A 15,757-nucleotide genomic window follows, 5' to 3' on the forward strand; every position below is an offset into this window, starting at 1 on the left:
GGTGGCGAGAACGAAGAACAGTCGAGGGATTTGTTCACCTTCGACAAAGCTTACGAACGGCGCTCCTCATCGGCGAGCCGCCCGAGCATGAGGGCGATGCGCAGTGTAAAGGCCGAGCGAACATCGGAAGGCGGCCAGCCGGTGACGTCAGTCACACGTCTGAGGCGGTAGCGAACGGTGTTGGGGTGGACGAAGAGCATCCGCGCCGCCCCCTCAAGGCTGCTGGCCTGCTCCAGAAAGACACTCAGGGTTTCCAGCAGGGCGGAGCCCGCCTCCTGGAGCGGTCTGTAGATCTCCTCCACCAACAGGGTGCGGGCGGCGGGATCGCCCGCCATCGCACGCTCCGGAAGCAAATCGTCCGCGAGCACCGGGCGGGGCGCGTCCGGCCAGGCGGCGCAGGCGCGCAGGCCCGCGGCGGCGGCCTGGGCCGACCTGGTGGCCGCCAGCAGGTCGGGCACGACGGGCCCGGCCACGACGGGCCCCGAGGCGAAGGGGCCGATGAGGGACTTGGCCGCCTGGAGCGGGTCGTCGCTGCCGCCGGCGATCACCACCAGGCGCTTGCCGAGCACCCCGGTGAGCACCTGGAGCTTGGCGTAGCGCGCGGCGCGCCTGATCGCCTCGACGGTCAGCTCGCTGTCCCCGTTGGGCGCGTTGCCGAGCAGGACGGTGACGTGCTCGGGGGTGCGCCAGCCGAGGGCGGCGGCCCGCGAGAGGTCGCTCTCGTCGGCCTCGCCCGAGACCACCGCGTTGACCACCAGGGATTCGAGGCGGGCGTCCCAGGCGCCGCGCGCCTCCGCGGCCTGGGCGTAGACCTGTGCGGTCGCGAAGGCGATCTCCCTGGCGTAGACGAGCAGGGCGTTGCGCAGGGCCGCCTCGCCGCCTGGCGGGGCGAGTTCGTCCACGGCCGACTCCACGACCTCGATGGTGGTGCGCACCATCTCCACGGTCTGCCGCAGCGTGATCGCCCGGGTCAGCTCGCGCGGCGCGGTGCCGAACACGTCGGTGCTGATCGCCTGCTTGGTCTCCGGGTGCCGGAACCACTCGGTGAACGCGGCGATGCCGGCCTGGGCGACCAGGCCGATCCAGGAGCGGTTCTCCGGGGGCATCGCCCGGTACCACGGCAGCTGCTCGTCCATCCGCGCAATGGCGGCGGCGGCCAGCTTTCCCGCCGACTGCTCCAGGCGGCGCACGGTGGCGGCGTGCGCCTGGTGCGGGTCGGAGGGCGGCTGCTCGGCGGCTGTTTCATCGGCATCGGACACGGGACCAGCCTGCCTCATCGGGTTCGGGTGTGGGTACTCCGCCCGTCAGGGCGGGGGGAGGGGGTCCGTCAGGGCGGGGGGAGGGGGTCCGTCAGGGCGGGGGAGAGGGGCCCGTCAGGGCGGGGGAGAGGGGGCCCGTTCGTGCGGGGGAGAGGGGCCCGTCACGGTGGGGGACGGGACCCGGCAGGGCCGTGGCCGGGGAGGGGAAACGGCCTTCGGGAGGGCCGCGGGGGTGGGGCCGCGCGGATACGGTGAACGCATGCTTCAGGTGACGCGGGCAGGCGACCGCTATCGCGGCGGCGATCCACAGGCCGGGATCGACAGCAGGCACGCCTTCTCCTTCGCCGGCTTCTACGACCAGGACAACCTCAGGTTCGGGCCGTTGACCGCCTGCAACGAGGAACGGCTGGCACCCGGCGCGGGCTTCGCGCCGCATCCGCACCGGGACGTGGAGATCGTCAGCTGGGTGCTTGAGGGCGAGTTGCTGCACGAGGACTCCCTCGGCCGCCGCACGGTGGTGCGCCGGGGCGACGTGCAGCGGCTCACCGCGGGTTCGGGCGTGGAGCACGCGGAGCGCAACGGCGGCGCGGGCCCGCTGCGTTTCCTCCAGATGTGGCTGGTGCCCGACCTGGCCGGGGGCGAGCCCGCGTACGAGGTGGTGCGCGGGATCGCGGACGGCACCCCGTACGCGCTGCCGCGGACGGCGGCCGTGCTGCACGTGCGGCGGCTGCTCGGCGGCGAGTTGACGGCCGTGCCCGGCGCGCCGCGGGTCTACGTGCACGTGGCCCGCGGCGCGGTGGAGCTGGGCGGGGCGCGGCTGTGGGAGGGGGACGCGGCCCGGATCAGCGGCGAGGCCGAGCTGACCGCGCGGGCGCTGGCCCCCGCCCCGGCCGAGCTGCTGGTCTGGGAGCTGACCGAGCCGCCGCGCCAGGCCGGGCGGTTGGGCCCGGGGGGCGGCGGGGCGGCGGCGTCGTAACCGGCCGGAGGCCGCCGCCCCGCGCGGCCCCGGCGGGCCCCCGGCTCAGGCCCCCGCGGCGGCCCGGCCGGCCTCCAGCCGCGCGACCGGAACCCGGAAGGGGGAGCAGGACACGTAGTCGAGCCCCACCCGGTGGAAGAACCGCACCGAGTCCGGGTCCCCGCCGTGCTCCCCGCAGACGCCGAGCTTGAGGTCGCCGCGGGCGGCCCGGCCCGCCCGCGCCGCCGTCTCGACCAGCGCCCCCACGCCCTCCACGTCGATCGTCTCGAAGGGCGAGACCTGGAAGACGCCCTTCTCCAGGTAGGTGGCGAAGAACCCGGCCTCCACGTCGTCCCTGGAGAAGCCCCACACGGTCTGGGTCAGGTCGTTGGTGCCGAAGGAGAAGAAGTCGGCCGCGGTGGCGACCCGGCCCGCGGTCAGGGCGGCCCGCGGCAGTTCGATCATCGTGCCGATCGGGATGCGCAGCGCCAGCCCCCGCGCGCGGGCGACGCCGGCGACGGTCTCCTCGGCCTCCGCCCTGACCAGCTCCAGCTCCCGCACGGTGCCCACCAGCGGAATCATGATCTCCGGCAGGGGGGTGCCCCCGGCGAGCGCGCGGTCCGCGGCGGCCTCGGCCACGGCCCGCACCTGCATGGCGAACAGGCCGGGCACCACCAGGCCCAGGCGGACCCCGCGCAGCCCGAGCATCGGGTTCTGCTCGTGCAGCCGCCGCACGGCCGCCAGCAGGCGCGCGTCCGCCCGCCCCGCGGCGTCGCCCGCGCCCCCGGCGTCCCCCGCCCCGGCGCCCTCTCCGGCGCTCCCGGCGTGCCCGGCCTCTCGCGCCCCGCGCAGGGCGACGCGCACCGAAAGGTCGGTGAGGTCGGGCAGGAACTCGTGCAGCGGCGGATCGAGCAGCCGCACGGTGACGGGCAGCCCGTCCATGGCCTCGAACAGGCCGGTGAAGTCGGCGCGTTGCAGCGGCAGCAGCTCCCGGAGCACCTCGCGCCGCTCCGCCTCCGTCTCGGCCAGGATCAACCGCTCGACCAGCGGGCGGCGTTCACCGAGGAACATGTGCTCGGTCCTGGCCAGGCCGATGCCCCGGGCGCCGAACCGCCGGGCGCGGGCGGCGTCCTGCGCGGTGTCCGCGTTGGCCCGCACGTCGAGGCGGCGCACCCGGTCGGCGATGCCCATCAGCCGGTGCACCGCTGCCACCAGTTCGCCCGCGCCCGCGCCGGCGCCCGCGCCCGCGCCCGCGCCGGGCGCCGCGGCCTGTGGCGCCCGGGACGCGGCGGCGCGCCCCGCGCTCCCGGCGCCCGCGGCCTGCCCGGCGCGCTCGAAGTACTCCATGACCTCCGAGGGCACCACCGGCACCTCGCCGCGGTAGACCCGGCCGGTGCCGCCGTCCACGGAGATCACCTCGCCCTCGCGGACGACGCCGCCCCCGGCCGTGGTCAGCCGCCGGTTCGCGGCGTCCACCTCCAGGGCCTCGGCGCCGCAGACGCAGGGCGTGCCCATGCCGCGGGCGACGACGGCCGCGTGGGAGGTCTTGCCGCCGCGGGAGGTGAGGATGCCGCGGGCGGCCAGCATGCCGCCGAGGTCGTCCGGGCTGGTCTCGCGGCGCACCAGGATCACCGCCCGGCCGGCCTCGGCCCATTGCGCGGCGGTGGCGGAGTCGAAGACGGCCGCGCCGACGGCGGCGCCGGGGGAGGCGCCGATGCCCCGGGCCAGGGGCGCGGGGGCCGCCTCCTCGTCGAAGCGGGGGAAGAGCAGCCGCGCCAGCTGACCGCCGGTGACCCGGCGCAGCGCCTCCCGCTCGTCGATCAGCCCCTCGTCGAGCAGCTGGCAGGCGATGCGGAAGGCGGCCGCCGCGGTGCGCTTGCCCACCCGGGTCTGGAGCATCCACAGCCTGCCGCGCTCGATGGTGAACTCGACGTCGCACAGGTCGCGGTAGTGGTTCTCCAGGACGGCCGTGATCCGCCGCAGCTCCGCGTGGGAGGCGGGGTCGAGACGGGCAAGCTCGCTCAGCGGCACGGTGTTGCGGACGCCGGCGACGACGTCCTCGCCCTGGGCGTTCTGCAGGTAGTCGCCGTAGATGCCCCGCTGCCCCGTGGCCGGGTCGCGGGTGAAGGCCACGCCGGTGCCCGAGTCGGGGCCGAGGTTGCCGAAGACCATGGCGCACACGGTGACGGCCGTGCCGAGGTCGTCGGGGATGCGCTCCTGGCGGCGGTAGAGCCTGGCGCGTTCGCCCTGCCAGGAGTCGAATACGGCGCGGACGGCGAGGTCGAGCTGCTCACGGGGCTCCTGCGGGAACGCGCGGCGGCCCTCGGCCCGCACGAGCTCCTGGAACTCCCCGGCGAGGTCGCGCAGGGCGGCGGCCGGGAGGGCGGCGTCCGTGGGGGCGTGGGCGGCGCGCCTGGCCCGGCTCAGGCGCTCCTCGAAGAGGCCGGAGTCCACGCCGAGCACCGTCGCGCCGAACATCTGGATCAGCCGCCGGTAGGAGTCCCAGGCGAACCGCTCGTCGCCGGCCCAGGCGGCGAGGGAGTGCACGGAGGAGTCGGTGAGGCCGACGTTGAGGACCGTCTCCATCATGCCCGGCATGGAGACGGCGGCGCCGGAGCGGACCGAGACCAGCAGCGGCGCGGCGCCCCGGCCCAGCCGCCTGCCCATCCGCTCCTCCAGGGCGGCGAGGTGCGCACTCACCTCGCCGCCGAGCGTGGCCGGTTCCGCGCCGGTGCGCAGGTACTCCCGGCAGGCCGCGGTGGTGATCGTGAAGCCGGGGGGTACCGGCAGGCCGAGTCTGGTCATCTCGGCGAGGTTGGCCCCCTTGCCGCCGAGCAGCGCCGCCTGCTCCCGGTGGCCCTCGGCGAAGTCGAAGACGTGGCGGACGGCCGCCGGGCCGGGCGGGGGAGCGGCGAGCGCCGCGCCCGCGGCGGCGGGTGAGGGTGCGGCGGCGGGGGCGGGTGAGGGGTCATGTGGGGTGAGGGAAGGGGTGGTCTGTGTCTCCGGCACGGGAACTGCTCCTCGTGTTCGGCTGCCCTGATGGACGGAGGCTATCCACCCAGGCGCTCATGTGAGCGTCCCGCGCATCATCTGTGAGCAGTCTCACCCGCCGCCCGCGTCGGCGACGCGCGGGCGCGGGGGAGGGGCCCGGGGGCTGGGCCCGGGCCGTTGGGCGGGGGCGCTCGGGTGCGGCGGCAAGCCGTGGGTGCTCAGGCGGCGGCAGCCGGGGCGCGCAGGGGGCGCAACGCCGCGGTCCAGGCCAGCAGTTCGTCCACCAGCTCCTTGACGGTGGCCTCGTGGTGGTCCTGCGGGGCGAACTCCGTGAAGTTCCGGAAGTCGGTCCTGATCGAGAGCACCACCTGCGGCCCGATGTCGGCCATCCGCAGGGTCCCGGCGATGGCGCGCAGGCCGTCGACGGCCTGGAGCGCGCCGTACGCCCCGTACCCGACGAAGCCCACCGCCTTCCCGGCCCACTCGTGCGCCAGGAAGTCGATCGCGTTCTTCAGCGCGGCGGGCGCGGCCCGGTTGTACTCGGTGGTGACGAAGACGAACGCGTCGAGTTCGCCGACCCGCGCCGCCCACCGGCTGGTGTGCGGCTTCCCGGGACCGGTCCGCCCGAGCGCCGGCTCCGGCTCGTCGAGCAGCGGCAGCTCGAAGTCGGCCAGGTCCACCAGCTCGAAGCGCGCCGCGTCGGTGTGCGCCACGGCCAGGCCGTGGAACCAGCGGGCCACCTCGGGGCCGACCCGGCCCGGCCGCGTGCTGCCGATGACGATGCCCACCCGCGGCTTCCCGCTGCCGGTCGTGTGCCGCTCGCTCATGTGAGGGTCCCCTCGTTCTCGCGTCGATCGTGCCGCCGGCCGGCGACACGTTCACGCTAGGCAGCGCCGGGAAGACGATCCATGCGTCACGCGCTCGCGTTCCGCAGTCTCCGTCTCGCCGGTGGCTCCGCGGCGAGACCGGGGCGGGAGGGGGCGCACTAGCCTGGAGGGGTGGACGTACTCAGCAGCGTGCTCGACGCGATGCGCACCGGGCGCTCCGTGTCCTACCGGGTCGAGGGCCACGCGCCCTGGGGCCGCGCCTTCCCGCCGCAGCCGGGGGTGGCCCTGCACGTCGTGGTGCGCGGCAGCTGCTGGCTGGTGCCGCCGGGCGACGCGGAGCCGGTGGCGCTCGAGGTGGGGGACGTGGCGCTGCTGCCGCACGGCCACGCGCACGGCATGGCCGACCGGCCGGGCCGTCCGCTGCTGCCCACCGGGCCCGGCGACCCCGAGGACTGCGCGCGCAACGGCGGCTCCACGATCGTGGCAGACGGCGAGGGAATCCACGAGGGAACCGGCTTCGGGGGCGGCGGTGAGGGCCGCGAGCCGAGCGGCGCCGGGGGCGGCTCCGCCGGCCGCGAGCCGTCCTCGGTGCTGCTGTGCGGGTTCTACGCGCTCGACCAGCAGCGCCGCCACCCCTTCCTCACCGGCCTGCCCCAGGTCATCCTGCTGCGCGGCCGCCTCGGCCGGCACCCGGAGCTGCGCGCGGCCGTCGACCTGCTCGCCGGCGAGCTGACCGAGCCGCGGCTCGGCGGGGACGCCCTGCTGGGGGCGCTGTTCGATGCGATGCTGCTCTACAGCCTGCGCGCCTGGTACGAGGAGTCGCGCTGCGTCGGCGGCGGCTGGGGCTCGGTGCTCGCCGACCCGGCGGTGGGCGCGGCGCTGCGCGCGATGCACGAACGGCCGGGGCGGCCGTGGACGGTGCGGGAGCTGGGCGAGGTGGCCGGCCTGTCGCGGGCGGCCTTCGCGCGCCGCTTCGGCTCGATGGTCGGGCAGTCGCCGATGGCCTATCTCACCTGGTGGCGGATGTCGCTCGCCGCCCGCCTGCTCCTCGACACGGCGGAACCGCTGAGCGTGGTGGCCGAACGCGTCGGCTACGCCTCGGAGTTCGCCTTCGCCGGCGCCTTCAGGCGCGAGTTCGGCATCCCTCCGGGGCGCTACCGGCGCGCCGGGGCCGCCGCGGTCCCGCCGCCCGCCGGGCCGCGGCCGGCCGGGGCGGCGCCCCGGGCCTCCGGTGCGGCCCGGGCCGGAACCGGCCCCGAGACCCCGGCCGTCCCGTGGCGCGAGGGTGCCCCGTGGCGCGGGGGTGCCCCGTGGGGCGAGGCGGGCCCGGGGGGCCGGCCCGGCCCGGGGCGCTAGCGGCGCGGGCCCGGGGGCGCCGGCCGCGCGGGCCGGGCCGCTAGCCGCGCAGCTCGGCGAGGACGGCGTCCGTGAACGGCGGCCAGCACTCCGCGGCCCAGGGCCCGAAGTCGCGGTCGGTGAGGGCGACGCAGGCCGCCTGGGCGTCCGGGTCCACCCACAGGAAGGTGCCCGACTGCCCGAAGTGCCCGAAGGTGCGCGGCGAGGAGGTGGCCCCGGTCCAGTGCGGCGACTTGTGGTCGCGCAGCGAGAAGCCGAGCCCCCAGTCGTTGGGGCGCTGGTGCCCGAAGCCGGGCAGCACGCCGTTGAGCCCCGGGAAGGCCACCCGCGTCGCCTCGGCCAGCGTCTCCGGCGCCAGCAGCCGCGGCCGGAGCAGCTCGGCGGCGAACCGCGCCAGGTCGGCCGCCGTGGACACGCCGTCCTTCGCCGGGGAGCCGGGCAGCCGGGTGGCGGCCATGCCCAGCGGCTCCAGCACGGCCTGCCGCAGGTACTCGGCGAAGGGCATGCCGGTGGCCTTGGCGAGGTGGTCGGCGAGCACCTCGAAGCCGGCGTTCGAGTACAGCCTGCGGGTGCCGGGCTGGGCCATCGGCCGCGGCTCGTCGTAGCCGAGGCCCGAGGCGTGCGCGAGCAGATGCCGCACCGTGGAGCCGGGCGGGCCCGCGGGCTCCTCCAGCTCGACGGCGCCCTCCTCCACGGCGATCAGCACCGCGTAGGCGCTCAGCGGCTTGGTGACCGAGGCGAGGGCGAACGGCCGCTCGATCGGTCCGCGGAAGGCGGGCTCGCCGCCCGCGGTCAGCACGGCCGCGGCAGCGGTGCCCACCGGCCAGCCGTCGATCAACTCCAGGCTTCGCATGCGCCGAGCGTATCCCGGCCCCGGCCGGTGCCCGCCGGGCCCCGGGGGCCCTTGCCTGGAGTGCACTCCAGCCTTTTAGCGTGGAGGCATGACCGTGACGGAAACCCTGGCAGCCGGCGAGGACCTGGCCCTGACGGAAGAGGAGCGATCCGCTACCGAGAGTGCCGACGACTGTGCCTCCGTGGTGCGCCCCCACCCCAGGCCCGACGGGGAGGACCAGTACACGATCAGCGAGGTGGCCGCGCACACCGGGCTGAGCGTCCACACGCTGCGCTGGTACGAGCGCATCGGGCTCATGCAGCACGTCGACCGCTCGCACACCGGGCAGCGGCGGTACTGCAACCGGGACCTGGAGTGGCTGAACCTCGTCGGCCAGCTGCGGCTGACCGGCATGGCCGTCGCCGACATGGTGCGTTACGCGGCTCTCGTCCGCGCGGGCGAGCACACCTACGCTGAACGAAGCGCACTGCTGCGCGCCACACGTGAGAGCGTGCTGCGCCGCATCGCCGAGCTGCAAGGCACGCTCGCCGTACTGGACTTCAAGATCGGCATCTACGCTGACGCCCCCGCGGCGTCGGAAAGGCTCTGAGCTCCCAGATGAGCGGCACACGCATCGACACGGTCACACTCGGCACCGACGGTCCCCGGGTGGGGGTCCAGGGACTCGGCTGCATGGGCATGAGCTTCGCCTACGGCCCAAGCGACGAGGCGGAGTCCCGCGCCACCCTGGAACGCGCCCTGGAACTCGGGGTCACCCTCTTCGACACCGCGGACTACTACGGGCAGGGGGAGAACGAGAAGCTCCTCGCCCCCTTCGTGCAGGCGCACCGCGACCGGCTGACCCTCGCCACCAAGTTCGCGCTCTCCCCCGACCCCGCGGACCCCGCCAAGCGCGTCATCCGCAACGACCGGCCCTACCTGCGCCGCTGCGTCGAGGCCAGCCTCCGGCGCCTCGGCATCGAGGTCATCGACCTGTACTACCTGCACCGCCGCGACCCGGCCGTGCCGATCGAGGACACCGTGGGCGCCATGGCGGAGCTGGTCGCCGAGGGCAAGGTGCTCCACCTCGGCCTCAGCGAGGTGACCGGGCCCGAGCTGCGCGCCGCGCACGCCGTGCACCCGATCGCGGCCGTGCAGTCCGAGTGGTCGCTGTTCTCCCGGGACGTGGAGCGCAGCGTGGTGCCGGCCGCCGTGGAGCTCGGCGTCGGCTTCGTGCCGTACTCGCCCCTCGGCCGGGGCTTCTTGACCGGGGCCTTCCCGGCCTCGACGGACGGGCTGGCCGCCGACGACCTGCGGCGTTCGATGCCGCGGTTCCAGGAGGCGAACGCCGAGCGCAACGCCGCCCTGCTGCGCCCGGTCCGCGAGATCGCCGAGGCGCACGGCGTCACGCCGGGGCAGGTGGCGCTCGCCTGGGTGCACCACCGGGCGCAGGTCCACGGCCTGGCCGTGGTCCCGATCCCCGGCACGCGCAGGCGGGCGCGCGTGGAGGAGAACGCCGGCGCCGCCGCGCTGTCCCTCGACGCGCGGGAGCTGGCGGCCCTGGAGGGCATCGCGGCCTCCGTGGCGGGCGAGCGGTCGCCCGACCTGAGCTTCGTCTCGGCCGGGCGCGAGTAACCGGGCCCCCGGGCGGTCCCCGGCCGGTCCCCGGCGCGGCTCACCCCGGCGCCCTCGCACGGCGCGCGGTGGGCCGCGCCGCCTCGTCTTCCCCCGGATCACCCCCGCCCCTTCCCGCCTCCCCACGCGCCCCCGCGCCGTTCCCCTCCCCGGTCGCCTCCCCGCGCCGTTCCGCCTCCCCGCGCCGTTCGGCCTGACCGGGTGCCCCCGCGTGCGGCGGCCTACAGCTCCGCGAGGAGTTCGGTCTTCTTCGCGGTGAACTCGTCGTCCGTCAGCAGCCCCGCCGAGTGCAGCTCGCCGAGGTGGCGGATGCGGTCGGCGATGTCCGCCGGATTGCCGCGGTGCCCCCGCGGGCGGGGCGCGCCGGCCGACTCCGCGGCCCGGACGGCCTCCAGCACCGCCGCGGCCAGCGGCAGCGACTCGTGGACCAGCCCGTAGCCGAGCCCGAAGACGACGGCCGCCGGGTCCTGGTCGGCCGGCCCCTGCCCGGGCTCGGCCTTGCCGTCCGCGCCCCGGCGGCGCAGCCGCAGATGCCCGCCCGCGATCTCCGGCGAACGCCACTCCACGTCGGCCAACTCGCCGACCGGAAAGGACTGGTCGCCCGCCTTCCACTTCGCGGAGGAGGCGCCGGTCCAAAACCAGCGGAAGGACACCACCTTGCCGTCGAAGGAGACCTTGGCGTCGAACGCCTTGAACTGCAGCGGCGCGGGCGGCGCCGCCACCAGGTAGCCCTCGGCGTCCTCCCCGGCGCGCGGGCCGAGGGCGGAGCGCAACTCGGTGGCGTAGTAGTCGGCGAGCGCCTCGCGCTCCACCGGGAGCACCAGACGGTAGGGGTCGGCGGCCTGCCGCAACTGGCCCGCGGCGGCCTCGAGCAGCGGATCGGCCCCCGGCCGCGGGACCGCGTGCAGCACCACGGTGCCCTTCCTGGGGCCGGGCGCGAGGTCGACCGTGCTCAACGCCTCATACGGGATGCGGCGCTCGCCCAGCACCTGGAACAGCTTCGGCGTGCGTATACCCCGTTCGAAGCGGATGAGCACGGAGTCGGTGTCGAACTCCCAAGTGGAGTGGATTCCGGCCAGCACATCACCCATGCGGGTCATCGTAAGCGCCTGCACTGACGAAAGGACTTCGCCCGGATGGGTGTGTTCCTGTCACAATCCGCCGATCAAGGCACAGGGGTCCAGCGGGGCGCACGACTCCACGCCGGGGGCGCACGACACCTCGTTGACCGAACCCGCGCCGATGAGCGCCATGTTGCGCAGACTGTCCGCCCCCGGCGTGAAGTACCCGCTGTGTCCCTCGGCGCCCTCGGAACTCAGCAGCCTGGCACCGAAGTCCGCGTCGTAGGGGTCGTTTCCGTGCCCGAAGGGGCCGATCTCCAGGTGCGGCACCTCGCCGATCCAGTCGTCCTCGTCCCGCATCGCCCACACCCGCGCGCCGGTTTCCAGATCGGCCACGTCCGAGGCGCGCATGCCCGGGCTGCCGGCCACCGCGATGTCGGTGACGCGCGCGGGCAGGTCGGGGGCGGCCACCCCGCAGACCACCGAACCATAGGAGTGGCAGAAGAGCGAGACCGGCGCCCGGCCCGGCAGCCCGGCGACGGCCGCGAGCAGCCGGTCGGCGCCCGCGCCCGCCAGGTGCGCGGTGGCCGCGGACATCCCGAGCCCGGGCGGCGTCTCGTAGTCGGCCCAGGCGATGACGGCCGTCGACTCCCCGGGGCCGAGCGCCTGTTCCTCCTGGTAGAGGGCCTCGGCCATGCCGGAGGGCGCGGTGTACTTGCGCTGGGTCTTCTCGAAGGTGAGGAGTTCGGTGTCCACCCCGGGAACGACCAGCGAAATCCGCCGCGCCGTCGCCAGGTCGCCGAACACCTCGGCGGCCCGGCCGCGTCCGGTGGGATCGAAGGAGAGGATCTGGCGCCCCGGCGCGAGCATCGACTCGAAGCGGTGCATGAGGCGCCCCGCCTCCCGCTGGCCCGTCGCGGACAGCCGCTCGTCGTGCATCCGCTCCCGCTCGGCATCCCTCGCCTCGGCGAGCGCGCGGCGGTTGGCGCGGTAGCGCAGGGAGACGGGCGCGCCGGGCAAATTGCCGACGACGAGCGGGTAGTCCCGCGCCAGGCCCTCGCGCTGGCCCGCGGTGAGGCCGGCGAAGAAGCCGGCGATCCGCTCCGGCGGGGCGTCGGGGGAGGGCAGCGGCCGGCCGGCGAGGGAGGCGCGTTCCCAGCGGCCGAGTTGGAGTTCGTAGACGTCGGGGCTCGCGGCGGCGCCGCTGACGATCCAGCCCGCGGTCACCAGCACGAGGAACACGACGGCGAGGGGCAGCGGAACCCGCCGGCCGGCGGCGGCGAGGCGCTCGGACGTACCTTGAGGAAACGGACGAAAGTTCAGCACTGCCGGGACATGATACGGGCCCGGTTGCCCACCCCCCTCCCGCCGCCCCCCACCTCCCCGCCCGCGCCCCGGGGCGCGAGGGCGGGCGCGCAAAGGCGAAGGGCCCCGCCCCCACGCCACGCGGGCGGGGAGGCGGGGCCCGTCAGGCTCCCGGCGGGACTAGGCGTCGCCGCCGGCGGTGCCCGGGTCGGCCGCGGCCACGTCGAGCAGCTGGTACTTGTCGACGGCCTGCTTCAGCACCGAGCGGTCGATCTTGCCCTGCTTCGCCAGCTCGGTGAGCACGGCGAGGACGATCGACTGCGCGTCGATGTGGAAGAAGCGCCGCGCCGCGCCCCTGGTGTCGGCGAAGCCGAAGCCGTCGCCGCCCAGGGACTGGTACTGCCCCGGCACCCAGCGGGCGATCTGGTCGGGAACCGAACGCATCCAGTCGGACACGGCCACGAACGGACCCTGCGCGTCCTGGAGTTTGCGCGTCACATAGGGAACGCGCTGCTCCTCCTCGGGGTGCAGCAGGTTGTGCCGCTCCACCTCGACCGCGTCCCTGCGCAGCTCGTTCCAGGAGGTGGCCGACCACACGTCCGCCGTGACCTGCCACTCCTCGGCCAGGATGCGCTGCGCCTCAAGCGCCCAGGGCACCGCGACGCCCGAGGCCATGATCTGCGCGGGCACGCCGCCCTGGCCGCCGGGGCGCAGCAGGTACAGGCCCTTGAGGATGCCCTCGACGTCCACGTTCTCCGGCTCGGCCGGCTGCTGGATCGGCTCGTTGTACACCGTCAGGTAGTAGAAGACGTCCTCGGAGTTCTCGCCGTACATCCGGCGCAGGCCGTCCTTGACGATGTGCGCGATCTCGTAGCCGTAGGCCGGGTCGTAGGCCACACAGGCCGGGTTCGTCGAGGCCAGCAGCTGCGAGTGCCCGTCGGCGTGCTGGGTGCCCTCACCGGTCAGCGTGGTGCGGCCGGCGGTCGCGCCCAGCACGAAACCGCGCGCCATCTGGTCGCCCATCTGCCAGAACTGGTCGCCGGTGCGCTGGAAGCCGAACATCGAGTAGAAGACGTACACCGGGATCAGCGGCTCGCCGTGCGTGGCGTACGCCGAGCCCGCGGCGATCAGCGAGGCGGTGCAGCCGGCCTCGGTGATGCCGTCGTGCAGCATCTGCCCGGACTCCGACTCCCGGTAGGAGAGCAGCAGCTCGCGGTCCACCGACTCGTAGGTCTGGCCCACCGGGCTGTAGATCTTCGCCGAGGGGAAGAAGGAGTCCATGCCGAAGGTGCGGTACTCGTCCGGCGCGATCAGCGCGAAGCGCTTGCCGATCTCCTTGTCCCGCATCAGGTCCTTCAGCAGCCGCACGAAGGCCATCGTCGTGGCCACCTGCTGCTGGCCCGAGCCCTTCTTGACGGCCGCGTAGGCCTTGTCGTCCGGCAGCCGCAGCGGCTTGGCCCGTACGACGCGCCGCGGCAGGTCGCCGCCGAGCGCCTGGCGCCGCTCCGCCATGTACCGCATCTCGGGAGAGTCCGCGCTCGGCAGGTAGTACGGCGGCAGGCCCTCCAGCTCGCTGTCCGGGATGGGCAGTTCGAGCCGGTCGCGGAAGGCCCTGGCGTCGGCCTTCGTCAGCTTCTTCATCTGGTGCGTGGCGTTGCGCCCCTCGAAGCTGGGCCCGAGCATCCAGCCCTTGATCGTCTGGGCCAGGATCACCGTCGGCTGCCCGCGGTGCTCCACGGCCGCCTTGTAGGCCGCGTAGACCTTGCGGGCGTCGTGCCCGCCGCGGCCCTGGCCCAGGCGCACCAGGTCCGCGTCGCTCAGGCCCTCGGCCATCGCGCGCAGCCGCGGGTCGTCGCCGAAGAGGTGCTCGCGGATGTACGCCCCGCTCTCGGTGGCGTAGGTCTGGAACTGGCCGTCGGGCGTGCGGGTCAGCTTGTCGACCAGCGCGCCCTCCCGGTCCTGGGCCAGCAGCGGGTCCCAGGAGGCGTCCCACACCAGCTTGATCACGTTCCAGCCGGCGCCGCGGAAGATGCCCTCAAGCTCCTGGACGATCTTGCCGTTGCCGCGCACGGGGCCGTCGAGGCGCTGGAGGTTGCAGTTGACCACGAAGGTCAGGTTGTCCAGGCCCTCCCGCGCCGCGATCGACAGCTGGCCGAGCGACTCGGGCTCGTCCATCTCGCCGTCGCCGAGGAAGGCCCACACCCGGGACTTGGAGGTGTCGGCGATGCCGCGCGCGTGCAGGTAGCGGTTCATCCGCGCCTGGTAGATCGCGCTGATCGGGCCCAGACCCATGGAGACGGTGGGGAACTCCCAGAAGTCGGGCATCATCCGCGGGTGCGGATAGCTGGAGAGGCCGTGGGGCGCCTTCGACTTCTCCTGGCGGAAGGCGTCGAGGTGCTCCTCGGTCAGCCGCCCGTGCAGGAAGGCGCGGGCGTAGACGCCCGGCGAGGCGTGTCCCTGGAAGAACACCTGGTCGCCGCCGTCGCCCTCGTCCTTGCCGCGGAAGAAGTGGTTGAAGCCCACGTCGTAGAGCGTCGCCGAGGAGCCGAAGGTGGCGATGTGGCCGCCCACGCCGATCCCCGGGCGCTGGGCGCGGGAGACCATCACGGCCGCGTTCCAGCGGGTCGCGTTGAGGATCTTGCGTTCGAGCTCCTCGTCGCCCGGGTAGCTCGGCTCGTCCTTGGTCGCGATGCTGTTGACGTAGTCCGTGCTGCGCATCTCGGGCACGGCGACCCGCTGCTCACGGGCGCGCTCGATCAGGCGGAGCATGAGATAGCGGGCCCGCTCCCGGCCTCGCTCGTCGACGGCTGCGTCGAGCGAGTCGAGCCACTCCTGAGTCTCCTCAGGATCGAGGTCCGGGACCTGGCTGGGAAGGCCGCCAATGATGATCGGGTTGCGATCTGATCCGGAAGCCACGCTGTTCCTTCACTGTGAGTTGTCTGCTCTGCTGTGTCGCGCCGCCTCCATCGTGGACCGCTGACGGCGAAACGTCATCTCTACTGGGCGGTAATACGCAGGCATCGCTGCTCACCGCTCGCTCACCGCTACTCGCTGTTCCTCAGCGCTCTCCTCACCGCCGCTCACCGCTCCTCACCGGCGCCGCCCGCCCGGCACCCGCCCAGGGGCCGGGCAGGGGAGCGCGCGCAGGCCGCCGGGGCGCCCGCGGGCGTGGCCCCGGCGCCTGCCACTGTCCCGGCATGACCTTCTGTGTCCCTAAGGCCACGCGTCCGTGACGGCCCCGCTGTGGGCCGACAGGCCAGCGTACGCCCCCGGCCCCGGCCACCCGCGAACGCCCGTTCGCCGGTGCTATGGCGCAGATCACGCGGCCCTGGCGCCGGGCGTACCGGGGCGGCGCGCGGGCCGGCCGGGGGGCGGGAAGGGCGGCAGGGGGCGCGGCGGCGGCGCGGCGCGGGCGGGGGTGGGAGGACGCCGGGTGGCGGGGGTGGGAGGACGCTGGGTGGCGGGGGTGGGAGGACGCCGGGTGGAGAGGGTGGGAGAAGACAGGGCCAAGACGTCAACGTTTGGGCGGGCGCGTC

10 protein-coding genes and 1 pseudogene are annotated in these 15,757 nt (G+C 74.9%); 4 read left to right on the forward strand and 7 right to left on the reverse strand.

Annotation, left to right across the window (positions count from 1 at the left end; genetic code table 11):
* Positions 1-50: 50 nt before the first annotated feature.
* A complete protein-coding gene (locus D7294_RS04945; RefSeq protein ID WP_422070653.1) occupies positions 51-1,277 on the reverse strand; it encodes a PucR family transcriptional regulator in 1,227 nt (408 codons plus the stop codon).
* A 241-nt stretch (positions 1,278-1,518) separates the two neighbouring features.
* On the opposite strand from D7294_RS04945, the gene D7294_RS04950 reads away from it, so the two are divergent.
* Positions 1,519-2,235, forward strand: coding sequence for a pirin family protein (locus tag D7294_RS04950; RefSeq protein WP_120675867.1), 717 nt, complete (start codon positions 1,519-1,521; stop codon positions 2,233-2,235).
* A 45-nt stretch (positions 2,236-2,280) separates the two neighbouring features.
* Here the strand turns inward: D7294_RS04950 and ppdK are convergent, their stop codons facing one another.
* Together ppdK and D7294_RS04960 are read right to left on the reverse strand one after the other, a co-directional pair.
* Positions 2,281-5,052 carry a pyruvate, phosphate dikinase gene (gene ppdK, locus D7294_RS04955; protein ID WP_241562142.1) on the reverse strand — a complete coding sequence of 924 codons (2,772 nt, stop codon included), beginning with the start codon at positions 5,050-5,052 and terminating at the stop codon, positions 2,281-2,283.
* A 371-nt stretch (positions 5,053-5,423) separates the two neighbouring features.
* The gene (locus D7294_RS04960; protein WP_120675871.1) at positions 5,424-6,032 is read right to left on the reverse strand and encodes an NADPH-dependent FMN reductase; all 609 of its coding nucleotides are present in this window, start codon (positions 6,030-6,032) and stop codon (positions 5,424-5,426) included.
* A 171-nt stretch (positions 6,033-6,203) separates the two neighbouring features.
* Here D7294_RS04960 and D7294_RS33615 point away from each other — a divergent pair.
* Positions 6,204-7,205, forward strand: a pseudogene (locus tag D7294_RS33615) (AraC family transcriptional regulator); the annotation flags it as partial.
* A gap of 223 nt (positions 7,206-7,428) precedes the next feature.
* Here D7294_RS33615 and D7294_RS04970 read toward each other — a convergent pair.
* Complete coding sequence (locus D7294_RS04970; RefSeq protein ID WP_120675875.1) at positions 7,429-8,241, reverse strand: serine hydrolase domain-containing protein; 813 nt, start codon at positions 8,239-8,241, stop codon at positions 7,429-7,431.
* An 88-nt stretch (positions 8,242-8,329) separates the two neighbouring features.
* Between D7294_RS04970 and D7294_RS04975 the strand changes: the two genes are divergently transcribed.
* The gene (locus tag D7294_RS04975) at positions 8,330-8,830 is read left to right on the forward strand and encodes a MerR family transcriptional regulator (protein ID WP_120675877.1); all 501 of its coding nucleotides are present in this window, start codon (positions 8,330-8,332) and stop codon (positions 8,828-8,830) included.
* 8 nt (positions 8,831-8,838) lie between these two features.
* Positions 8,839-9,855 (forward strand): aldo/keto reductase, encoded by a 1,017-nt coding sequence (locus D7294_RS04980; protein ID WP_120675879.1) that lies wholly within the window; start codon positions 8,839-8,841, stop codon positions 9,853-9,855.
* A gap of 221 nt (positions 9,856-10,076) precedes the next feature.
* On the opposite strand, the gene D7294_RS04985 is transcribed toward D7294_RS04980, so the two are convergent.
* From D7294_RS04985 to aceE, 3 genes are all read right to left on the reverse strand, one after another.
* A complete protein-coding gene (locus tag D7294_RS04985) occupies positions 10,077-10,946 on the reverse strand; it encodes a DUF4429 domain-containing protein (RefSeq protein WP_120676233.1) in 870 nt (289 codons plus the stop codon).
* 60 nt (positions 10,947-11,006) lie between these two features.
* Positions 11,007-12,158 carry an alpha/beta hydrolase gene (locus tag D7294_RS04990; protein WP_241562106.1) on the reverse strand — a complete coding sequence of 384 codons (1,152 nt, stop codon included), beginning with the start codon at positions 12,156-12,158 and terminating at the stop codon, positions 11,007-11,009.
* 243 nt (positions 12,159-12,401) lie between these two features.
* Positions 12,402-15,137: a pyruvate dehydrogenase (acetyl-transferring), homodimeric type gene (gene aceE, locus D7294_RS04995; protein WP_120675881.1), complete on the reverse strand. Its 2,736-nt coding sequence runs from the start codon at positions 15,135-15,137 to the stop codon at positions 12,402-12,404.
* Positions 15,138-15,757 lie beyond the last annotated feature (620 nt).

It is taken from the genome of Streptomyces hoynatensis, from assembly GCF_003626535.1.
GTDB classification, from domain to species: Bacteria; Actinomycetota; Actinomycetes; order Streptomycetales; family Streptomycetaceae; genus Streptomyces; species Streptomyces hoynatensis.